The following is a 22,670-nucleotide window of genomic DNA, read 5'->3' as shown; positions in this document are numbered from 1 at the left end:
CTTACTCCTTTCCGAGAGCAGCCATCGCATCATGCTGCGTATCTAAGTCACTACTCTGTGTTTTTAGGTTACCCACCTCAACCTCGGTCGTCGCAATTGCCCGAAAACTGTATCGCCGATGACGTTGATCAAAGGATTCCACACGGTCCTTGACTAACGCACCACGACTGCCAGCAATCAGATCAGCGTCAGCAATAATGTCCAGCTTTTGGGGATGCTGCCTACGCTGGTACCAAGGTGCCGCTTGCCAGACCAACTGTTGGAGGACCACAACGGGGGTCTCCTCTGAAAACTCTTGAAGTTGCAGGGGACCCGCGGGCGCATTAGAGCGTCGACCCAGGAATAATTGGAATTTAGGATGCTTAAGTGCAAATTTAATGGCGTCAACCAAAGACTCATCCGCACTGCTCAACGCGACCACAAAAACAGCATCTTGAATATAGTCCCGATACGTAATCTTACGCGTCCCTTGTTTCCACTCCACCGTTTGAAAATCCGTTAGACCTCGCCCAACTTGATCAATCCTAACAGCGAAACCTAACGCATTTAAGTTCGAAATCCGGGGATCCGTCCGTCGATACCCCAAAGCAGCTGCCACCATCCCAATGACCGCACTTTTGGTTGGATAATCATTGGTTGTCCGCCGTGCAAACGACGCCTCATTTCCATAGGATTGCAGGGGGGCAGTTAATTTAATCGTCAGTGTTTTCATCCTGAACCACCTTTGCTAACTCCTCCGTAACTTTTTCTAGGAGTTCTGATAGATTAGCCACGTTATCACCAATCGTTGAATCTGCCTTACCTAATACGAGAGTGATAATGGGTTGATCGACATACTCCTGCGTCCGCACGTATTCATCCTCGAGTCGTTTAATGGATGGTGCAACGTAACCCTCATCGGAATTAACTGGATTTTCGAAAGCCGAGACCAGGTTAACCGGTGTGTCTGTCCGAATCGTGACCATCACATAGTTAGGCAACGTCTTGTTAGCAAAAGTATTCTGCTTCCCGGTGGGCATTGAGAGTAAAAAGTCCTTGATAAAATCAGCAGCGCCCTTAATGGCATCCGTTCCATTTAAGTTGTGTACCAACTCGTTCATATTTAAATTAGCGTATCGATAAAGCGTGGCAGAGTTAAAATCAATTGTTCCAAGCATTGCTGCGCCAGTGGTATCGTCCTTTTGTTCATCGTCCAGTGCCGTGAAGTAATCATACTCTGGCACAACTTCATGAGTTGAGACCGCGTGAGCCACTTGGGCTGAAGCGTCCACGTTCAATTCGGGATTGTCGGCGACCATGCGACCAAACAGGGCAAGGTCTAAGGATTGATCCCCTTTCAAAACCTTCTTGACTTCCTTTTTATCCAGCGTTTCATTGTCAAGAGCATACTGGGCTAACTTGCTGATTTGGCCGCGACTGACCAGTAGTAGTGCCCCGGTTTCGTGATCTTTATTCAACTTAATTCCTGCGGCTGCAAAAATATCACTGGCTTTAGCCATTGCTGCGTCGTCATCTAAAGAAGAATCGCGCACCTGTAGTTCCTTGGCCAACAAGGTTGCAGCCGTTTTGGTTCTTGTTCCTGCCGAAATATTATCCTGCTTGAACACATCCCGGACAGCCTTTTTCCAGCTTTGAGAAGAGACTCGAGCCCGAGCAACCCCACCATAAAGCGCCGTCTTAGGGGCACCAGTATCGTCTCGGTTGATATTTGAGGATGGAACCGTCTGTAACACACTTAAGTCAACGTATAAGTTATTAGTCATTAGTTTTTCTCTCCTTCTGTTTGCGCATCTGCTTGCTTAACTGAGAAATATTGTTGTCCCCAACGTAACCGAATACGGCTCGCCTGTTCATAACTGCCCTGTAACCAGTACAAATCCTGAGCTAACGCGGCAAAATCAATCTTCTGTAACCCACTGTTGGCCTTCAAAATACTGACTAGATGGGTGAGTCCATTGATCACGCCGGTCACGTTTGTCGTCGCTAACAGCGGTTGAACGCGCCGATCCGTGGCAATACGGAGGTCGTCATTTCCCCGTAGATTCCCTAGGGCACCAAACAAGGTCACCCCTTCAGCATCCTTCCCCCAAGCCGGGGCATAGACCGGCGACTCGTTGTTTCCCTGCTGATAAATCGCGTAGAAGCGGATTGCGGTGTACACAGCGACTTCTTCCGACGTCGGTACGCCATCCTCCCTCTGAGAAAGTTGATATTCGTCTAAGTTTGCCATCAAAATTGGCCAGACTGCTTGTGCGCGCTGGCTAGTAATCGTTGGAGCATTTCTTAGGCCTGCTAGGATGGCTTTATCAGGATGGCCCTCACGGTATAACGTTTGGATAATCCGACCAGTAGCGGTTTTAAGTTCATTTGACATAAGTCCTTATCACTCCTTTTTTAGCTCAAGATGTTTGCCGACGTTGTACATGAGGTGGTTCTTCGCCGTGAAAATATTCAAGGGGCCGTGCTTTTCTGTGGCAATGCCTTTAATATCTCGCGGTGAGCTAGACGCCATCACTTCATCCGCCGCCTTTACAACAATTTTTCGTAATGCGTCCTTCCACAAGTTAATTTTGGCGTCCCGGTCATCCTGACTGCTTAGCTCTGCCAGCCAAGCCTTGAAGGGCGCATTCAATTGTTCATAGAACTGGGCGCTCATCCCGCTTGCAAACGGTCGAACATCCAGGTTACGAATCGTCCCAATGTCACTCGCAAAGTGATAAAAGTCAGTGCCAATGGTCTGTGTGACTGCAATTGCGTCTTCAATCCGCACTGGCCACCGCTCTGCAAGTTTTTTATCAAATAGCACATCTGCTTGGAGCCGCATATCATCCACGACTTCTACCGCCGGAGACTGTGACGTGGCATTGCCATCACTAATCAACGCAATCGAATTCAAAAGTAACGGCGCGTCGGCAGCAATTAACTGATTTTCTTCCAGTGTTCGTAACCAAATCACAATTCCTGGCTCATGCATCTCGTCTTCCTTGTGAACCTTAACGTACTGCCCGAAATTACGCCACATGGCGATGCCGAGCGAACGCAGCCCTTTGACTGCCGGCCGATACTCACTTGTTTTTTTGTCGAAGCGCCAGGTCGTCATCGGCTCAATCAACGCATTTTCGTAGCCAAACATGGGGATCCCCGCACTGAAAATCTGAGGTCGTCCATCCTGCCACTCAATATGTAAGATTCGGGACCAAGCTGTATATAATTCCGCCAAATTATCTGGTAGGATCTGCGCTGACCGTTCAGCCACGTACGCCCGAATCGATTTGGCCTCCCAAACTGGCTTTTGCAGGGCGCACGCAGCATCCTCTTGGCGCTTATCAACCAACACCAGATTCAACAGCAACGTTTCGAAGAGCGTACTTCCTTCAACGAAAACCGGATTAGTACGATAAATCCAGCCGGCCGAATTGGAAAATTTTTCCTCAGTCACCACTTTGGTTTTATCCGTCACTCCCGTGTAGTTTTGGTAGGTAATCACCCAACGAACTAATTCGGCCAAGGAAACCTCATTCTTAGCCTCTCCCGTCTTGGGGGCAAAGATGGCTGGCGAGTTTCCACTCTCCGACACGCGTCGATTCATCTGCTTAACCAAGACCTGGCCTTTGCCAGCCGCAACCCGCTTATTCTGAGGAACCAACGCATCGTAGTCCTCAGCCGTTGCTTGATAGAAAGGCCGTTCACCAAAGAACGCAAAGTCTTGCGCATGCTCTGTCAGGTAATCAGTCACTACCTGTGAAAAATTTTTGGCCTGGTAGAGCTGGTGCCAAGTCGTGAACAGGGTATCCTGCCCCTCCTCGTCATAGATGTCTTGATCAATCTCTAATGGTGCTGAGGACTCGGTGCTCGGTGCCAACCATGGATACAGCTTTCCCGTTGTATCCACACGCGAATAGACGGTTGTCAAAATGGCTAACAGTAGTCGTAGTATTGCCAAATCCTGACTGCGCATGTCCCCAGCCAATTGCCGATAATGCGGTGCATGTTTAAATAAGTCGATCAAAGACACTGTTTCTTCCCGATTCGTCTCAGTCGCAAACACTTTAATCCAAGGATCTGTCGTCAAGTTAAATCTTTCATTGTCCACCATTATCACCTTCCTTTACATATTTAAGACCCAGCTTTGACTCATAGGTGAGCTGCCACCCAGCGAAGTTCACTGCGTTGTTTTCATCCAATGGCAATGCTAGTGCCCCCTTCAACCAAACGTTATTTTGCCAATCCAAGAAGTAACGGCTTGTTAGCTTCTCTAGTTGTCTAATAACTTGGTCGATTTCATACGCCGGCGTGATTGCTGCCGGGATACGAATAATCTGCTGGGCAATCTCCTTTGGCTGAACCGCACTCAGAGGCCGGCCATCCAATAGAAAGTTGCCGTTACCCGTATGCTGAACCAAGATAACTTCTACTGTCTCCTGAATATCACGAACAGCGGCACCCGCCTTCTGCTCGTCCTGGTCGACGTTACCCAGGTCACGGCCCAACCAGTCGTGAATCGTTTTCCCGGGTCTTAACTTTGGATCAGCGATTTGAAAGACGCCTGCTTTCTTTACTTCACAAGCCAAATCCTGGGTAAACTTGGACTTAGCTGTCGTGATGTCAGGAACGTTCTCATCCGTCTTCGAATCATAGACTTCCTGAACTAACGGTGAAATATCAGTCGGCAAGGTCATTTCATCTGGCAAGAAGTGGTCCGTCTTCATGAGTAAGTATTTTCCGTAAACTTTTTCAGAGCCCGCCTCATACTCATTAGGCCCTGTAATTCCCATAACAAAGACTTGCGCTGCTTGCAGTGATTTTGGCCGGTCAATTTGATGACGATGTAGCCGACCGGCTCGCTGAAGGATCAGGTCCATAGGGGCAATATCCGTGTATAACACATCAAAATCAATATCTAGCGACTGTTCCAGCACCTGAGTTCCAATGACAATCAATTTGTCCGGTCGCTTACCATGCTTGCCAATGGCCGCTTGTAACTTGGTTTCTTGAGCCATTCGATCAGTCGCAAGAAAGGCCGAATGCAAAACCATTAAGTCGACATCTGCTGGAACCAACTCGGCTAAAGCTTGAGCACGCTTAACCGTGTTGACAATAATTCCGGCAACCCCACCATCGTCCAATTGGTGAAGCACGTGCGTGATAAGCTCATCATTGGCGATGTTCAGCCGCTGGACTCGTAACCTGGTTGGCTGTTGGTCACTTTGACCTGGAAATGATGTAACTTGCTTAAGTTGCAGTCCGTCAAGGAGACTAAGTAAAGGATAGGCTTGCGTATTCTCCCAATCCTTGGGTGCATCAAGTTGGCGTCGATAAGCCATGCCGTATTTACCTTTCAAGTAGGCCACCAATAGCTCTTGGCGTTTGTCCTTAGGTAAGGTCGCAGACAAGATCACGATGGGCACGTGGTAGGCCCCCAACCACTCAATCGCCTTGTAAAGATACTGATTCATATAGGCATCATAGGCGTGGACCTCGTCGATCACCACGACCTTCCCACTGAAACCCAGGTGTCGTAAGAAAAGATGCTTTTGCTTCAATCCCATAAGCAGGAAGTTATCAATCGTTCCCACGGTAAATTTTGTCAGAATTGATTTTTTTCCTGAAAACCAGCCATTGACCACCACTTCACCAGATTTATCATCATCATAAATATTTGCAGCATTCGGTAACGCCTGGTATTGTTTATTGAACTGAGACTTCCCGTGCATTAGCCGGATTTGGAAATTCTCGTCCTGTGACTTTGCTAGAAAGGCCAACCAATCGTCCACTCGATCAAACATTGCATTCGTCGTGGCCTGCGTTGGGAGTCCCATAAATAGCCCATCCCTGCCCGTAATATAGGCCAATTGTTCAGTGGCCAGCAAAGCAATCTCGGTCTTGCCTAATCCCATCGGCGCCTCGATAATCACCATTCCCGGGTCTGTCGCCATCCCAATTGCCTGGGTCATAGCCGCCTGAACGGGTCGTGGTTGGAAGCCCCAGCGCTTTTTGTAGGGATCTTGTTTGGGATCCGTCAAGTCTATCCGCTGCGGATTCCACTCACCGCCAGCGTCCCAGGCAAGCATCGCCTGTTGGTACCGGTGAGATGGCTCAATATCTTCCCAGGATTGATCTAATGGAAGCAATGGAAAGAGTGGCGTCTGTTGCTCTTGATCTAGATATTCACTGGACGCCAACCAATCGGCCATAATCAACAAGCCTTCCAAAATAACAGCCTGTGGTTGGGTGACATCAGGAATTTCTTCAACTGATTGATATCCGGCGGACGCTAAACCGTAATTGAAAAGTTCTCTTTGCACCCGTTTCCACGGGGCCTGAAGTTCAGGTCGATTGTCGCTTTGGTAGTAATTGGCTGTATAATTTGCAATCTGACCAACCGGAATCTTTCCCGCAGGCTTACCGTGGTGACCCCCAATGATGGCGCCGATTGAAGCAGGAACCCCGAAGCCTTCGAGAATCGCTTCACCCGCTAAAGCGTGAGGAGATTCTCGCGCTGATGCGAGATGTAAGCTTTCAAAATCATTAAATCCCGACCGAGCCAACCGAGAGCTTAAATACTCATCAAGACTAGCATCACGATTGTAGGATTCTTTGGCCTGAAACGCTGCAGTTCCCTTACCCTCATCATGAGCAAATCCGATGAATTTAACTAGGTGCTGGGTCTCCGTCTCCGTCAAAGCTCCTTGTAATAGTGTGCGCTGACCTGGGCTTAACCATTGGTTGTAGAGATAGTTAATGACATTTTGTGTGTCCACCAAATGAGCGATTAAAGGCAGCCACTCCTGCTTCCCGTCTTCTGAGCGTTTCTTGGCCCATAAGGATGAGGCTTGCTTAGAAAGTTCCATTGTGATATCTCCCTTGTATTAGTTTCAAGAACAGCTCATTGATCCCAATTGTAATTTTAGCTTTAATCTTTCCGTAAGCGTATTCATTTGCTTGTTGAATCATATCATTTGGAAACTTTTTCTTTACAGGGCTTCAGGGACAACGATGTCACACAAAACGAAGTCGCACGCCTTATGTCAGCATAACTGAGGTGACTTCTCCTTCCAATACAGTTTTTTACAAAAATCACCCCCACACATTGTAGGGAACACTGATCGAATTCAAAATTCCCTTCACTCATCATTGGATCACCCTCACTCGCTTCATCTGTGAGGAATAACTTAATAATACATCAACATGATAAGTGACGTCTATATATTTTTGAACTTATTTGAAATAGTTTTAACGTTAAACATTTTTTGTCAGACAAACTGGTGGATGACAGAAGCACTGATCTCACTGCAGCAAGTACACAGTAAAATTATCGTTAAGTTTGGTTATATATTTGGGTGACACTGGGCAGTTGTATCTTGTGGAGGCTATTTCTAAAGAATAACTGAGTAGTTTCAGTTTCACAATGGAAGAATTGTATCAATTCTGTAAACGAGACAAGAAATAATATTGTCAGCTAATAATTTCGAAGTAAACTAATCATGCTAAAAAATATACAAAAGCCCCCCAACTTTACGTTAAGGGGCTCAAGTGTTAAAAGGCATTTCTCGCCATCTTACTTTGACTCTAATTGGGATTCCCTCCACACCTGCAGAAAATACTACCAGATATATAAAGAGGCCACTTCAATTAAGAAGTAGCCTCACCACTTTACCGCACCTGAAGATGCGAACTTGTGGGAGCCGCTATGCCGGCTCTCACTTTCTTTCATCTCTAACTATACGGGATTCGGCAGGTAATGCAAGAAATAAGTCTAAAAAATGTAAATGTGGGTATTCCCACACCTGTGGGGAATACATGTCAAGAACAATACTGATAAAACCGTAGATAGTATCACTCCCACACCTGTGGGGAATACTAGAGCTACCAGCTGCGCATGAGTACCCGTCAGGGATCACCCCCACACCTGTGGGGAATACGATGTCTCCAAATGTCCAACAACAATTGGACTGGGATCACCCCCACACCTGTGGGGAATACCAGAATTTAGAATTTTTAAGACGAGAATTGATAGGATCACCCCCACACCTGTGGGGAATACATGTACGTCAATTCGTACGCTCGGCCAGTGTTAGGATCACCCCCACACCTGTGGGGAATACGCTCATGGTTGAATACGATGTTCAGCGAATTAAGGATCACCCCCACACCTGTGGGGAATACTTTCCGTTAACTCCAAAGCAGATGCAAACGTTAGGATCACCCCCACACCTGTGGGGAATACCCCTTGATCTGCCAGTACGAACCACGGTGCTTAGGATCACCCCCACACCTGTGGGGAATACTTGACGGTGAGATTTCGTTTACTGACGGTAAGAGGATCACCCCCACACCTGTGGGGAATACACATCTCCAAGCATCAGAAGGCCATCCAAAACAGGATCACCCCCACACCTGTGGGGAATACCATGCCGAAGTATCCTTGGTCGGACACATCTTAGGATCACCCCCACACCTGTGGGGAATACTAATTGGTGGAGTTCACTCTGGTCAATGGTTGAGGATCACCCCCACACCTGTGGGGAATACTTTACTTGGGCTGAAAAAGGTCCCCGGTTGTAAGGATCACCCCCACACCTGTGGGGAATACACTAAACAAACGCTGTTACACCGGCATTCTATTTTTCATAAAGTGCCGTTTTCCTTTAGTTTGCTTCTTCAGCATACCTCAGGAGTCCGCAATTGACAATCGATAAGCAATACCTCGAAACCGATAGCCAACTTTAATTCTGAAAGTGATCTTACACTACAAATTTTAAAAGTAGCCTTACCACCAGAGGCCTAGCGAAACGCACAGTAGTAAGATTAGTACAAGTCATGTTATCAGTACCAGAAAATCATCGTTGCTCCCCTATACAGAACTCAAACGACAAAAAAGTCGCCCGCCATTCCTACGAATGGGCGGACGACTTTCAAATCTAAGAAACTCCGGCTTGCTAAGCAATTTCTCTGAATCTCTTTATTAGCATCTCTTAAACTCTAGAAACAACTATACACGATAATTCAACGTTCGTCAAGCTTTATTTTTATTTCTTCTCACAATTGCCCGATTGATCTCGGCCACCCGTAAATGCTGATTCAGCGCCACGACGGCCCAGACGCCCACATAAATGAGCACGTACGACACTAGAAAGCCAACGATTGGGAATTGCTCCCCGCTGACATACACCTGCCGGCCAACAACTAAGAGCAACGTTCCCACAAAGTGAATGCTTAACGCGCCGAGAAAATTCAGCCGCTCTGAGTCAAAAATCATACTGATTAAGCCAATCGCGGCACTCATCACTAACAAACTACCAATTGCCGGTAGACCGGTCGCGGCATAGCTCGGTTTAATCGCCATCATGACAAGATAGGCGACAGCCCCATAACCAGCGCCACGCATGGCATAACGCAACCCCTTATTCACCCTGATCACCTCCTAGATTCCTAATCGCTGCATCAACAGCTTCACGTATTTTCGACTGACCGCCGTCTTGAGCTGATTCGTTAGCGCCGCCGTCATATTGCCCGAAAAACTATCCTCCAGCGATACCAAGTGATCTAAGTTTAAAACGCTATGCTTTGACACCTGAACAAAGTCAGGACTAGCCAACCGTTCAACCAAGTGGCGTAAGGTCTCCCGGGTCTCCACGACCCCATCTGCCGTAAAGACCATGAGCGTCGCCGCTTGTACCTCAGCTAAAATAATAGTGGTGGTCTTCACCATCACGAGTCGATCTGGCGTTTTGATAGGAATAATTCCTGGCTGTCGCACCTGAAAATGATCCAGATAATCCTGCAAAGCCGTCACCTGACCAGCCTGATCAGCCGCTTGGATAATCACCAACGGATCCGTTGATGGAATTTCCGAATGCTGTTCAAATCGTTGATGCACGCCGATCCCCCCGTTTTATTTACCGTTCACGCACGAGTCGCCGGTGTTGCCGTGCCTTTGACCAAAGCGGGACCAGCACCACGACTAGCGCACAGATAAAGATTACTCCCATTATATGGTATGTCGTGCTCTGACTCAACAATGTCGACCATTCCAAGCGGATCCCCATGAATTTTTCAAAGTGACTTCTGCCACCTGGATTGCCCTTAAAAATGGTCGTCAGGTGATCATCCATTAAATATTGGCGGTACAGCGCCGCAACATAACTTCCCGGTATCGCCTTTACCAGTAATTGCGCAGAGGTTGGCAACGTCCCAATCGGAACGTAGGTACCCACTAAGAATCCTGCGGCCGTTCCGACGATGCTCCCCAATTTACTTAAATTTGTCACCGAATGCACGTGCTGGATAATGAGTGCGTTGATGACCGTTGCCAATAACGAACTGCTAATCATCAGCGAGCAGACGTCGATCGTTTGCATCCAAGTCACAGACAGATTGTCAGTCACGTGGAAGTAGCCCAGCATGATGGCAAACATCGCGACTTGCATGAGTACCCCAATCAATGCCGCACTAACCAAATAGCTCAGTTGCAAGCGTTGTGGTCCTGCATCCGTTAACTGGAGATCCTGATCGACATGTCGTTCCCGATCAATCGTTTGCTGAGCCAAACTACTTAGCGTTGTCGTAATGCCCGTAATCGCAAGTGTTCCCCCAATCAGCCAGGTATCTAATAGGGTCGTTGCGTGTGGCACGTGTTCCCAGCTCGCCAACATGTTTTGCTTCAAAAACACGATATACAACACAAATGAGATGAGTGCTCCCATTAGAGAAAAGAACACGCCACTCCAGTTTCGGAAATACAACAGTAAGTTCCGCTTAATCATTGCCAACATTTTAGCGCATCCCCTTTCCCGTCAAAGCTAAGAAGGCATCATCCATTGTTCCCGGTCGAAACTCAAAGTCCGTAATCAGCGCACGATTCGCTAGCAAAATAGCCAGTGCGTCTTGGGCCGTGCCCACCTGAAATGTTAGCTGATTTTTAGTCACGGCAATCGGAGCCAAATTAATTTTTTCTCGCAACTGCGGGATGTTCTGGGCCTGTAGCCGGAGCACATCCGCGGCGTATGTCGCTTTGATTTCCGCCGCGGTTCCGGACGCAATGAGCTGACCGTGGTCCACGATGTAAACACAGTCCGCCGAATCAGCTTCATCCAGATAGTGGGTCGTCAACACAACGGTCAATTGCCGCTCAGCCTGCAAGTGCCGCAGAAGCGTCCAAATTGCCGTGCGCGTCTGAATGTCCAGCCCGGTCGTGGGTTCGTCCAAGAATAAAATATCCGGATCATTCAGCAGCGCTCGCGCGATATCTACCCGGCGCTTCTGGCCTCCCGACAGCGTCTCGTAACGTTGCTTGATAAATTCGGTCAGTCCCAACTGCTGGCTAACCACCGCTACCTTGTCACGCGCAACGTGGTGATATTGTTTCGCCCGAATCTGTAAATTTTCTTGAACCGTTAACGCACCATCCAAAACACTACTTTGAAAAACGACGCCCACCTTAGTCCGGGCCTGATAGATCACCTTCCCAGCTGTTGGCGTCAGCAACCCAATCAACATATTCATGGTAGTCGATTTCCCCGCACCGTTGGGGCCCAGTAACGCCGTAAAACTGCCCTGCTTAATTTGTAAATTTAATCCATTGACCGCCACGTGATCCCCATAAGTCTTGGTCAACTGCTTGGCTTCTAATAACATCTCGCTCATCTCCTATAACTGTGAGACTACGCTGAATTTGCCAAATCGTCACAAGATTCAGGATGAGTGGCAGAATTTGCGGAGTAAGTGGTCGCCAGTGACTGCTAAAATTCGTGCTATCTGGATAATATCACCCCAACCGGGACGCGATGACGGCACTTAAAAAGCGTACCCGCCAGAATCAACTTAGCGCGTACACCGCTGAATGGATAATTATATTTGTAAGACGTCTCACCTAGAGAATGCCCGTACTCTTGTTACACAGGCTGAGCAACATCAAATGTGTTCGCTACCTTTTAGGGAACAAATTTACAATTAGCGACCACGTAGCTGCAACCACGATACCAGCTTCATCACTACCACCAGCACAGCTAGCAAAGGTCCGAATAGAATCAGCAAAAAAGTTGCCCATAAATGTTCGGCAAAAACCAGAATTGCATTGAAAATTCCATCAGTACTCTGGGTGCCTCTTGTCGCGTATTCCAAGGGATTGACGTCCACTCCATTAGTTGTCCACCGTCGCTTCACGTGGCTATTGCGCTTATCTCCATGATGCAAAGTCAGTGCCCGATGTTTATAACTTTCAAATTGCCCACTATTTTTACTATAAAGGCTCTGATATTTATTTCGCAATACCGGGTAGCAGATCAACCAACTCAGGAACACCCACGATGTGAAAGAGGTGATGGGAATCGTCCAGCCCGTCTGCGTTCGTTCCAGATTCAAGGCCAACAGAATCAGCATGATTAACGCGCCTTTTAGTAGTGTTAATAGATAGTGCCAAATTGTCATAGATTGTCCCACTTCCCCAGACACTGAAATATCGTCGTTTAATTAGATTACATTATTGATTTGTAAAATGATTGCGTAAGTCTCAATGCTATTCACAACATCATGAAGCTATAGAAAACTGAGAAGCGCTGTTAACCAACTTCATCCTGCACTTTTACACACCCACTCTAATCATCGTTGACGCGTTACAACCCTATCCTTCAAAATGATAAGTCAGCTCCTCAGCTGTATACGAATGGTCCGCGTGGCCGGGCTCCAAAAAGTTATCTCCGACTTTAATTCCACACACACGTGCTGCTATAATCGCAAACTCGCGAAAAAATTGAAAGCTGAACGAAACAACACCATTGTCGGAAACGACCGGCTGACGGACTAAGTTTTGTTTTGGAATAAACGGATTCTTCTCGTACGTTTCTTCAAATATTCCACCGGTAAATTTGGTATCTTCTAAAAGTCCCGCCTTCGCTAAAAGGATTGGTGAACTCGACATAGCAGCAATAATTGGTCGTTTGTCCGCTGTCTTCAGTTGTGCTAGGAATGCTGCGTTACGGGCATCCCTTAACGGTACGCGGTAATCGTCAATTACCGGGAGAATCAACAAATCATAGTCCAACAGATCAACCTGTGAGAAATTCTTCTGTGCCAGAACTTCCATAGAATCTTCCCCCGTATATGCTCTGCACCTACTGTCGTCATTTCCCAATCATTCTGAAAGGCCAGAATTTCAGTTAGTGCTGAGATTTCAAAGTTACAAAAGCCGGGATATAGCATGACTAAAAAGTGTTTCATGACTGGCACCTTCTTTTATTATATTATTCTCAGAATATCATTTTCTTTTAATCAAGTAAATAAAGAGTATACTCTGATTCGGAACCAGCACCTGTTTACGCCCAATGAACCGTCGAAAACGGCATTTAAAAAGCGTACCCGCCAGAATCAACTTAGCGCGTACACCGCTGAATGGATAATTATATTTGTAAGACGTCTCACCTAGAGAATGCCCGTACTCTTGTTACACTAGTCAGGCAAGAGATTTTACGTGCAGGGGCTGTCTTTTCCTTTCGAGGTGAGGATGATGGAAAATTCCGAAGAAAGTTTTCACGACCCGTGAGTGTTTTTGAAGCGCTATCGTTAATGTTGGCATTTGCAACACTAATGATTCTTATCGATCGCCACAACGATCGAAAATAAAAAAGCCGCCCCTTCAACTTTGACGAGTTAGGGCGACCCATTTGTCAGAACTGTCTCCGCTCCTAAAGCGGCTTGCAAGGCCGGTGTGTAAGCATCGGCTTTTGCTATGGCCTTAATATACCACAAATACCGGTCGCGCAACACCATACGCGTTTGCGGCCTTTCCCGAAACAAAAAATACCAACCACCGAAGTGATTGGTATTCTGAGTTGTAACTAGTTGCGACGGCGTTCTGGGATCCGCGCTGCCTTACCGTTAAGTTCACGGAGGTAGTACAGCTTAGCACGACGTACACGACCTTGACGAATAACGTCAATCTTAGCAACACGTGGGGAGTGTAATGGGAAGATCCGTTCCACACCGACACCGTTACTGATCTTACGTACAGTGTAAGTTGCTTGGATGCCAGCACCCTTACGCTTGATTACGACACCTTCGAACAATTGGATACGTTCGCGGGTACCTTCAACGATACGAGCATGAATCCGTACAGTATCTCCGGCACGGAAGTCTGGAACATCGTCCCGTAATTGTTCTTGGTTGATCTTTGCAATTAAAGTATTTTGGCGCATATCAATTCTATCCTTTCGCCAACATTCATTCTCAGTCTCGACAGCGGAATGTTGTTTCTGTGGCTAAACAGCCAAAAGTAAGTGTATCATATCTCGAAATGCCTGTAAAGGTTATTTTCTTGACTCCTGTTCAGCAGCCTGCCGTTCTTCCTCTTCGATCCGGACGTCGGCCAGCAAATGCTTCTGCTCCTTGGTCAACTTACTGTGGTCGATCATATCTGGTCGACGCGTGTACGTCCGTCGCAGAGCTTCTTTTTGCCGCCACTCGTCAATCCTTCCGTGATTACCACTAATCAAGACATCGGGCACCTTCATGCCACGAAAATCAGCTGGCCGCGTGTATTGCGGATACTCCAGTAAGCCTGATGAGAACGAATCTCCAGGGGCAGATTCCTCATTTCCAAGGACGCCAGGGAGTAGTCGTACCGTGGCATCGATCATCACCATAGACGCCAATTCGCCACCCGTCAGTACGAAGTCCCCCAGGGAGACCTCATCCGTCACGAGTGAGCGAATACGCTCGTCATAGCCCTCATAATGGCCACACAGGAAGGTTAAGTGCTCCTCGTGGGCAAATTCCTCGGCCACGTGTTGATTAAACGTCACGCCGGCTGGATCCATCAGAATCACCCGGCCCTTAGGCAAGCCCTCTGCTGCTGCCTGTTCTTCCGTAGCCTTAACGGCATCGAAGATTGGCTGTGGCTGGAGTAACATGCCGGCTCCCCCACCAAAGGGGTAGTCGTCAACATTACCATGTTTATTGGTCGAGTAATCTCGGAAATTAGTGACCGGCATGGTTAAATGCCCATTTTCAATCGCCTTGCCGACAATCGAGTCGTGCATTGGCCCGGAAAACATATCCGGAAATAGACTTAACACATCGATGCGCATTACTCGAGTCCCTCCATTAGTTCAACCGTGACTTGGTGTTGATCCAAGTCAACATGCTTAATGACTTGGTCGATCTTCGGCAGTAACAGGTCATCCTTCCCAGGACGGTCAACGACCCAAACGTCATTGGCTCCTGGCGACAGAATTTCCTTAATCGTACCCAACTCTTCGCCATCAACCGTGACGACGTCTAAGCCCACGATTTGGTGGTAGTAGTATTCGCCCGGTTGTAGCTGGTCGTGTTGTAATTGATCATCCGTTACCTTCAACGTGCTTTGCTTGTAAATCTCGACATCGTTGATTGAGGGTTTGCCCTCAAAACTTAATAAGTAGAAGTTCTTATGGGGCCGTTCGGAAGCAATCGTCAACTGAACGGGCTTGGACTGGCCCTTCTGAAAAGCGTAGAGCGTAGACCCCACCGCGAAACGACTCTCAGGAAAATCGGTGATTGCCATAACGCGGACCTCACCCTTGATACCGTGCGTGTTCACGATGGTCCCGACTGTGTAATATGCCATCTAATTGGCCTCCCTAATTTTTTAAATGATTATTTTATATGCAGTGTTCTCTAAATCAGCTATCTGGTTACACCCGTTCGCCTTACCGGTTGGTGAAAATAAACTGGGACGCGGTTGGCGGACGTTCCGAGCCACAGAACGGTCTCAAAACTTGCTTTGAACCTCTGAGAACCGAGTTTCAAAGTCACCAATTCTCTAAGCGACAAGTCGCTAAGAGAATTCCCACGGCTGAGTTTATTTTCACCACCCTCACGGCTAACATTGATTTAACCACTTTTAACTGTTTATGTTTATTCAATTTAGAAATTGTTTAAATTTAATGGTCAACATAACCAATCCACAATAAAAGCGCAGACTATCGCAGTGGTATTCTACCACTATTGGCGACGCTTCCTACCCATTTATGCCAAACTAGCCGTCGTATTAGCGCGACTACCTTGGCCGGAGGAGACCAGAGATGGCGCCAGCCGTGGTGGTGGTGCTGGCTGGTTTTTTCAGTCAACACCACGGGACGCATTTGGAGACGTGCGATTTTTCACGGCTCCAAATCGAGCCGAAAGACCGCCCTATGGCTTTCGGCGGTCCCCACAGCAGGCAGAATCTCTGGCAGCCACAGGCGAACAGTTGCCTGGTAAGGCGCTGCTAACCGCAATCTTGCCGCGTAATTATTTTAAGATTGGCGTACAAAAAAACTCGAGGAAACGTTGCCGCCTCACTCGAGAGTCTTTGCCGGGCGGTCATCAATGATGAGTCGTACCCGTTTATTACCTTGAACGCGAACGCTATAGACGATCGTACGAATCGCCTGCGCCACGCGGCCTTGTTTACCGATCACCCGACCGATATCGTCCGGATGAACGGTTAACCGATATTCGTAAAAACGATCCGTCTCCTGTAGTGTCACCACCAAGGCTTCAGGATGTTCCACGAGTGGGCTAACAATTGCTAGAATTAATGCCTTAAAATCGGTCATGGCTAATCACTACTTTTTAGTGTATTTAGCTTCGTGGTATTGCTTCATGATACCAGCGTTGGAGAGTAAAGTCTTAACCGTATCTGAAGGTTGAGCACCATTGTTCAACCAGTTCATGATAGATTCTTCCTTCAACGTAATTGAAGCTGGTTGGGTAACTGGATTGTACGTTCCAACTTGTTCGATGAAACGACCATCACGAGGACTCCGTGAGTCGGCAACCACAATCCGGTAGAATGGGCGCTTCTTAGAACCCATCCGCTTTAAACGAATCTTAACTGACATGTAGACACCTCCTGTATTTCTTTCAACGTGTAATAATATACCAGTTTATGGATATGATGTAAAGGGTTTTTTCTTTACACCTCGAAATTAATCGAAAGGTCGCTGTAACCAGGCCCGATCGTTCGGGGTTAAATACTGTTGATTCGCGGCAATCCACTGCTGAACGGCCCCATAATCGTCAAAATCTAATTTCACCGAACTAACCCCAGTTTCCTGTAAATCCTTGGCAAACTGGAGATCGGCCACGGTGATCGGTGCCTGAAACAGCGGATTCTCCTGAGCCCGTGCGCCCCACTCATCAGCCAAGATAGCATGAGCGTTGCGATACGGGGCCGTTTGTTTGATCAGCGACCTTAATTCGGCCGCCGTTAACATCTGTTGGGTCACGAATCTCCCCTCCTTATTGTCTGCCACTGCGGATCCGTCGTCAGACTCACCACGGTTCCAGGAGCCGACACGACCGAGAACGCCGAGATGGGACTCGTCAGCAGCCAGATTATCGGAACCGGCAGTGTCTGCTTCAGATGACGTTCACCGTAGCCATCCGTCAAAATAATGACAAGCTGACCACTCGCCCCCTGAAGGAGTCGTGGCAAGGCATCGAAGACCGCTTGAAATCGCGTGCCACCGCCGCCCGTCCGTGTAAGGCGCTGAGGACGCCGCTGCAAGTCAAAACGTTTGTCGGGATCCACAACCGTATCAAAGGGATAAACGGTCACCTGCGCAGGATAAACGGCCAATAACGCGGCCATCTGTCCCAGCAGGTAGCTAATTTCGTGATTGCCCATTGACCCCGACTCATCGACGAAGACCGAAACCTTCTGCCAGGTATTCACGATCTGCCCGGGCAATTCCATGCGGGCCGGTTGCCGCCGGTTGAACCGGCCAAATGCCGGTTGGCGATCCGCTGGTACCTGGCCCAGTCCGCGTTTCAGCAAGACCCGCCAGTCCAGAGGATGTTCGACAATCGTGGGCGTCAACGCCGCCTGAACGGCACCAGGGAGGGTTCCCCGTTGTTTAGCCGTTAGCGTATCCGCCGTGTGTTGAAAGAGCTGCTGACGCCACTGCTCACGGTTAGCCGCCGCGGTGGCGTCAGCTTCGCCCCAGGTTGTGTGGCCATCCAAATCAGTCGGCTCGGCGCCTTCGGCCGCAGTTAACCTCGCCGCCTCGTTTCCCGGATGCGCTGGTCCACCGGCTGGTTTGGATTGTGACGAGGCGTGTTGTTTGGCTCGCCACTGCCGTAATTGTTGAAAATAAACGGCCGAATCCTGCTGTCGCAAGACCGGTTGGCCGATCAACTGTTGTAACTTTTGACTGGTAATCGCCTGATCCGGCAAGTCGGTCAAATAATCGTTGACAGCAGCATCGGTCGCCCAACGGACTAGTCCAGCCTGTGTCGGCGTCTGCAACGCCTCCGCGTACCGTTGTGGGTGCTGCCAGAGCAAGTGGAGCACCGTATGGCGCAGCATCGTTAGCCACTGAGGTCCCGTCCAGTGCTGTTTAGCAATGGCCGCCGGATTCAGCCGTAACTGCCAATCCGTTGCTGTTGGCCGGAGCTCCAGTGGCGTACGACCCTGTCCGACCGCCAGTGTCAATTGACTGAGCACGTGGCCGTAAAAGGGGTCCGTCTGCAGCAGGGCCATGACCGCATTGCGGTAGAGCTCTTGGGTGCGCGGTAGCTGGTCAGCGGCCGGTGCCGTGGCTAACCGTTTTAAATCCTGTGTTAAGCTGGTCATCGCCTACACCTCGATCTGACTACCACGCTGGCCAATCGCCGTTAACTGCTGGTACAGTTGCGCCACGCCGGGCGTGGTCCCCGTCCCGGCTGCCAACTGTTCCAAGAGATCCGATTCATCCGCCATCTGCTGAGCAATTGCAAACTGACCATCGGCGGGACAGGCGGTCAGCAGCTCACTGAATCGCTGAGCCGTACTGTCCGCTGTCAGGGGCCAGTCTGCGGCACTCTCTGTCAAACACAGCCGCAAAATCTGTTGCTGCTGTGCGGGAGCCAAGTCTTTAAAAATAGCCACGGCATCAGGCGTCGTGTAGGCTTGGTCTACGGTCAATCCTGGGCGCTGTTCCTGAACGTAACCGGCAAAGGCCGTGCCGACCGTCATCCCCAAGTTTCCTTGCATGATGGCCGCCACGACCGCCGTTTGACTCAGGAGTCGTTGCTGTTCTAATTCGTGTAAGGCTTGTGAGACCCGCTCCCAGGCACGGGGCGTCGGTTGAAGATCGTCGTCCGCCGTGGCACTCGTCGTGGCAACCACATGCAGGTCGGCGGGATTTTCCGCCAAATAGGTCGTGACAAGTGGGTGAATCCACGGGTGCCCTTCACGCGTCTGAGTCGCCCAGTCCAGCCAAGTCGTGGCGTCTGCCGTTAAGACCAAACGCGTCGTCCGGTCGGCAATCGCCGCATCCCCGGGTGTCACCCCGTAATGGCTCTGCTCAAACCCGGCCATGGTCGCATCGGGATTCTCCGCCAAGACGAGGTGGACCTGCTCCGGCAACGTTAACGTGTTAACCTGCCGTTGGAGCACGAGATTCATCAACTCGCTTTGAACCGCCTGCGTTCCCCGGTTGAATTCATCCAGAAACCAGATAATTTCCTGGTCCGGGTGGGCTTCGGCGTAACGGATCATCGCGACCAAGGTGTGAGAATAGCCGAACTGCACATCGGCTAACGACCCATATTTTTCAGTCTGCACAAAGGAATCACTGGTCAGTGGAGGTACGGGAATCACCAGATCACCCTTTTCTACCAGGCTGACAACCGTCGTAAACAGCTTGGCGTGGCGCTGGCGGGCCAAATCCGCGACTAACGCGGATTTCCCGATCCCGGCTTCACCCACGATGGTGGGCACGTTCCCACTCGCTAAGACGACGTTGGTTGCTTGTAAACACGCTTGATACGTTAAGGCCACTACCTTCACACCCCTTCAGATCACATTTCGCAAACTAACTATTACCGTTATTTTACCACGCGACGCTGAAAGAACTTAACGATTTCCACAATGACGATCATCATGAACGAGGCGCCCAAGACAATGGCCCATTGGAACAGGTTCAGGTGAGCAACGTGGAACATGTCGTTTAAGCCGGGAACCAGAATTGTCATGGCCAATAATGCGAAGGCAATCACGATAGCCCAGTTGAAGAATTTATTCCGGAATAGGCCAACTGTGAAGATTGATCCGCGAATCGACTTGGAATTAAAAGCGTGGAATAGTTGGATCAGACCTAGCGTGGCAAATGCCATGGTCAAAGCATCGGCGTGGGCTAAATTAGTGGCGGCGTGAACGGGGTACGTAATCGCCATCCAGTAAACAAACAGCGTGATGGCCCCTTCCAGCAGTCCCTGATAAAGGATACCGCCCAGCACACCACCGGAGAAGAAGTTAGACTTTCGACCCCGCGGTGGCTGCTTCATCATGTTTCGTTCCATAGGCTCAACTCCCAGCGCAATCGCTGGTAAGGTATCGGTAACCAAGTTGATCCAGAGAATGTGAACCGGCGCCAGGATCTGCCAGCCCAACATGGTCATCATGAACAGCGTCAAGACTTCCCCTAAGTTAGCAGACAGCAGGTATTGAATGGCCTTTTGAATATTGGCAAAGACCTTACGTCCCTCTTCAACGGCAACCACAATTGTGGAGAAGTTATCATCGGCCAGAACCATGTCGCTAGCCCCCTTGGAGACCTCGGTCCCGGTGATGCCCATCCCAATCCCAATATCGGCGGCCTTTAAAGCGGGGGCATCGTTGACACCATCCCCGGTCATCGCCACGACCTTGCCGTGCCGTTGCCAAGCCGTCACGATACGAACCTTGTGCTCCGGCGCGACCCGCGCATAAACCGCATAATCCTTAACCTTGTTGGCAAAGGTCGTGTCATCCATAGCATCCAGCTCGGCCCCAGTAATCACAGCATCGGTCTCACCGGCTTCGATAATACCCAAACGGGTGGCAATCGCGGCCGCTGTATCCCGGTGGTCCCCGGTGATCATCAGCGGGCGAATCCCGGCCGACTTGGCATCGGCCACAGCCTGTGCGACTTCTGGCCGCTCAGGGTCGATCATCCCCACCATTCCGGCGAAGACGAGGCCGTTTTCAACAGTCTCACTGGTCATATTAGTCGGTACGGCGTCCACGAGCCGATAGGCAAACGCCAGAACCCGCAAAGCTTGTGTGGCCATCTCGTGGTTCGTCGTCAGGATGGCCTCACGGTCGGCGGTCGTCAATGGCGTCACCTGACCATTCTTAGCAACCTGTGTCACGCGTTTCAACAGTTCGTCTGGTGCTCCTTTAACGGCAATCAAGAACCGCTTGTCGGGTAAGGGATGAACGGTTGACATTAATTTCCGTTCGGAATCGAAAGGAATCTCCGCTACCCGTGGCCGATCGGCTAGAACCTGATCAACTGGGTAGTTGCGGTCCATTTGGTACTGAACCAACGCGGTCTCGGTAGGATCCCCGGCCAAGCCTTCAGCCGTGATCTTAGTGTCGTTACTGAGAATCATGGTCTGTGCCAGCAGGTTATCTCGGTCGAAATTCAGGCTGTGGGCATCGACTAATTTTAAATCCTGGTAAACCTTTTCAACGGTCATCTTGTTTTGTGTCAGTGTCCCGGTCTTATCGGAGGCAATGATATCGGTACTACCCAGCGTCTCAACGGCTGGCAACTTACGCACGATAGCATGGCGCTTAGCCATTCGTTGGGTTCCCAAGGCCAGAGTAATCGTGACGATGGCCGGCAACCCTTCCGGAATCGCCGCAACGGCTAAGGAGATTGCGGTCAGTAACATGTCGATCAAGCTCTCGGCCTGTCGCCACATCCCCATCGCAAAGACGATTGCAGCAATCACTAGGATAAGGATTGTCAGCGACTTGCCGAGTTGCGTCAGGTTGGCCTGTAGCGGCGTGGTGGTCTCATCGGTGGCTTCAATCATACCGGCGATGCGGCCGACTTCCGTTTGCATCCCAGTCGCGACAACGACCCCAGTGGCCCGACCGTACGTGACATTACTGTTCATAAACGCCATGTTGGCCCGGTCACCGATTGGCAAGTCATCGCCCATCAGCACGCCATCGCGTTTTTCAACCGGCACGGATTCCCCGGTCAGTGCGGACTCCTCGACCTTGAGTGAGCCTACCTCGACCAACCGCAGATCGGCGGGAATGATGTCGCCGGCTTCCAGTAACACGATGTCACCGACCACCAACTCATCACTCTTGACGGTCATAACCACGTTGTCGCGGCGTACGGTGGCATTGGGCGCCGACATTTCCTTTAAGGCATTGATGGCTTCCTCAGCCTTGGCTTCCTGGAACACCCCGAAGATGGCGTTTAACACGACCACAATCAGGATAATTACAGCATCGACAACTTCACCGGTCAATCCGGCGATCAGCGCCGCCACCATCAGGACGATAATCATAAAATCCTTGAACTGTGCCATGAATTTCTGTAAAAGTGACGTCGTCTTCTGTTGATTCAAGGCATTCTTGCCGTTCTGCGCCAGTCGCTCCTGCGCGGTTGTCACGCTGAGGCCTTGCACATCAGTCTGTAGCGACTGGTAAATAGTAGACACGGGTTGCTGGTAAATTGGGGCTTTTGCCATTTGCCATTTCCTCCTATGGTGTGCGCCGACCTCACTTGTTTAACCCGTGCTAATGATGAACAGTCACCATTAAATGGGGCTAAAAAAATGAGGCCTACGCATGCACACAAAAATTTGTGAACACACATAAGTCTCACTATTTAAGACAATACCGGATTGGCTTCTTGCTGACGATATTGCCGCAGAGTTTC

General features: G+C 49.5%; 20 protein-coding genes and 1 CRISPR repeat array. All 20 genes read right to left on the bottom strand.

Annotated elements, in window-relative coordinates:
- Position 1: 1 nt before the first annotated feature.
- On the bottom strand, positions 2 to 712 hold the full coding sequence (gene cas5e / locus ACKTSF_RS06725; protein ID WP_407887805.1) for a type I-E CRISPR-associated protein Cas5/CasD: 711 nt from the start codon (positions 710 to 712) through the stop codon (positions 2 to 4).
- Entirely contained in the window at positions 693 to 1,763 is a 1,071-nt protein-coding gene (gene cas7e / locus ACKTSF_RS06720) for a type I-E CRISPR-associated protein Cas7/Cse4/CasC (RefSeq protein WP_407887803.1), read from the bottom strand. The genes cas5e and cas7e overlap by 20 nt, the downstream gene beginning before the upstream one ends.
- Positions 1,763 to 2,374 (bottom strand): type I-E CRISPR-associated protein Cse2/CasB, encoded by a 612-nt coding sequence (casB, locus tag ACKTSF_RS06715; RefSeq protein ID WP_407887801.1) that lies wholly within the window; start codon positions 2,372 to 2,374, stop codon positions 1,763 to 1,765. The genes cas7e and casB overlap by 1 nt, the downstream gene beginning before the upstream one ends.
- Before the next feature lie 9 nt (positions 2,375 to 2,383).
- The gene (locus ACKTSF_RS06710) at positions 2,384 to 4,093 is read right to left on the bottom strand and encodes a type I-E CRISPR-associated protein Cse1/CasA (protein WP_407887799.1); all 1,710 of its coding nucleotides are present in this window, start codon (positions 4,091 to 4,093) and stop codon (positions 2,384 to 2,386) included.
- The gene (gene cas3 / locus ACKTSF_RS06705; protein ID WP_407887797.1) at positions 4,083 to 6,851 is read right to left on the bottom strand and encodes a CRISPR-associated helicase Cas3'; all 2,769 of its coding nucleotides are present in this window, start codon (positions 6,849 to 6,851) and stop codon (positions 4,083 to 4,085) included. The genes ACKTSF_RS06710 and cas3 overlap by 11 nt, the downstream gene beginning before the upstream one ends.
- Before the next feature lie 982 nt (positions 6,852 to 7,833).
- Positions 7,834 to 8,593: direct repeats of the CRISPR family, unit length 28 nt; unit sequence GGATCACCCCCACACCTGTGGGGAATAC.
- 423 nt (positions 8,594 to 9,016) lie between these two features.
- Positions 9,017 to 9,412: a DUF3021 domain-containing protein gene (locus ACKTSF_RS06700; RefSeq protein ID WP_407887795.1), complete on the bottom strand. Its 396-nt coding sequence runs from the start codon at positions 9,410 to 9,412 to the stop codon at positions 9,017 to 9,019.
- Between the two features lie 12 nt (positions 9,413 to 9,424).
- Positions 9,425 to 9,880, bottom strand: a complete 456-nt coding sequence (locus tag ACKTSF_RS06695) for a LytTR family DNA-binding domain-containing protein (protein ID WP_407887793.1) — start codon at positions 9,878 to 9,880, stop codon at positions 9,425 to 9,427.
- A gap of 19 nt (positions 9,881 to 9,899) precedes the next feature.
- A complete protein-coding gene (locus ACKTSF_RS06690; protein ID WP_407887792.1) occupies positions 9,900 to 10,775 on the bottom strand; it encodes an ABC transporter permease in 876 nt (291 codons plus the stop codon).
- A 1-nt stretch (position 10,776) separates the two neighbouring features.
- On the bottom strand, positions 10,777 to 11,637 hold the full coding sequence (locus ACKTSF_RS06685) for an ABC transporter ATP-binding protein (RefSeq protein WP_407887790.1): 861 nt from the start codon (positions 11,635 to 11,637) through the stop codon (positions 10,777 to 10,779).
- Between the two features lie 315 nt (positions 11,638 to 11,952).
- The gene (locus ACKTSF_RS06680) at positions 11,953 to 12,429 is read right to left on the bottom strand and encodes a hypothetical protein (protein WP_407887788.1); all 477 of its coding nucleotides are present in this window, start codon (positions 12,427 to 12,429) and stop codon (positions 11,953 to 11,955) included.
- 193 nt (positions 12,430 to 12,622) lie between these two features.
- On the bottom strand, positions 12,623 to 13,084 hold the full coding sequence (locus tag ACKTSF_RS06675) for a type 1 glutamine amidotransferase family protein (RefSeq protein ID WP_407887786.1): 462 nt from the start codon (positions 13,082 to 13,084) through the stop codon (positions 12,623 to 12,625).
- A gap of 751 nt (positions 13,085 to 13,835) precedes the next feature.
- Positions 13,836 to 14,192, bottom strand: coding sequence for a 50S ribosomal protein L19 (gene rplS / locus ACKTSF_RS06670; RefSeq protein WP_407887784.1), 357 nt, complete (start codon positions 14,190 to 14,192; stop codon positions 13,836 to 13,838).
- A 111-nt stretch (positions 14,193 to 14,303) separates the two neighbouring features.
- Positions 14,304 to 15,083 carry a tRNA (guanosine(37)-N1)-methyltransferase TrmD gene (gene trmD, locus ACKTSF_RS06665; protein WP_407887782.1) on the bottom strand — a complete coding sequence of 260 codons (780 nt, stop codon included), beginning with the start codon at positions 15,081 to 15,083 and terminating at the stop codon, positions 14,304 to 14,306.
- Complete coding sequence (gene rimM / locus ACKTSF_RS06660) at positions 15,083 to 15,601, bottom strand: ribosome maturation factor RimM (protein WP_407887780.1); 519 nt, start codon at positions 15,599 to 15,601, stop codon at positions 15,083 to 15,085. Before rimM ends, trmD begins: the two co-directional genes overlap by 1 nt.
- A gap of 712 nt (positions 15,602 to 16,313) precedes the next feature.
- Positions 16,314 to 16,574 (bottom strand): KH domain-containing protein, encoded by a 261-nt coding sequence (locus ACKTSF_RS06655; protein ID WP_407887778.1) that lies wholly within the window; start codon positions 16,572 to 16,574, stop codon positions 16,314 to 16,316.
- Positions 16,575 to 16,583: 9 nt separating this feature from the next.
- Positions 16,584 to 16,859: a 30S ribosomal protein S16 gene (gene rpsP / locus ACKTSF_RS06650; protein WP_020088982.1), complete on the bottom strand. Its 276-nt coding sequence runs from the start codon at positions 16,857 to 16,859 to the stop codon at positions 16,584 to 16,586.
- An 87-nt stretch (positions 16,860 to 16,946) separates the two neighbouring features.
- Positions 16,947 to 17,246, bottom strand: a complete 300-nt coding sequence (locus ACKTSF_RS06645) for a hypothetical protein (RefSeq protein WP_407887776.1) — start codon at positions 17,244 to 17,246, stop codon at positions 16,947 to 16,949.
- Positions 17,243 to 18,595: a vWA domain-containing protein gene (locus tag ACKTSF_RS06640; RefSeq protein WP_407887775.1), complete on the bottom strand. Its 1,353-nt coding sequence runs from the start codon at positions 18,593 to 18,595 to the stop codon at positions 17,243 to 17,245. Before ACKTSF_RS06640 ends, ACKTSF_RS06645 begins: the two co-directional genes overlap by 4 nt.
- Before the next feature lie 3 nt (positions 18,596 to 18,598).
- Positions 18,599 to 19,783: an ATP-binding protein gene (locus ACKTSF_RS06635; protein ID WP_407887773.1), complete on the bottom strand. Its 1,185-nt coding sequence runs from the start codon at positions 19,781 to 19,783 to the stop codon at positions 18,599 to 18,601.
- A 47-nt stretch (positions 19,784 to 19,830) separates the two neighbouring features.
- Positions 19,831 to 22,479 carry a cation-translocating P-type ATPase gene (locus tag ACKTSF_RS06630; RefSeq protein WP_407887771.1) on the bottom strand — a complete coding sequence of 883 codons (2,649 nt, stop codon included), beginning with the start codon at positions 22,477 to 22,479 and terminating at the stop codon, positions 19,831 to 19,833.
- Positions 22,480 to 22,670: the final 191 nt, after the last annotated feature.

This window comes from Levilactobacillus muriae (genome assembly GCF_045862015.1).
GTDB classification, from domain to species: Bacteria; Bacillota; Bacilli; order Lactobacillales; family Lactobacillaceae; genus Levilactobacillus; species Levilactobacillus muriae.
This window is presented reverse-complemented; position numbering and strand designations above follow the sequence as displayed.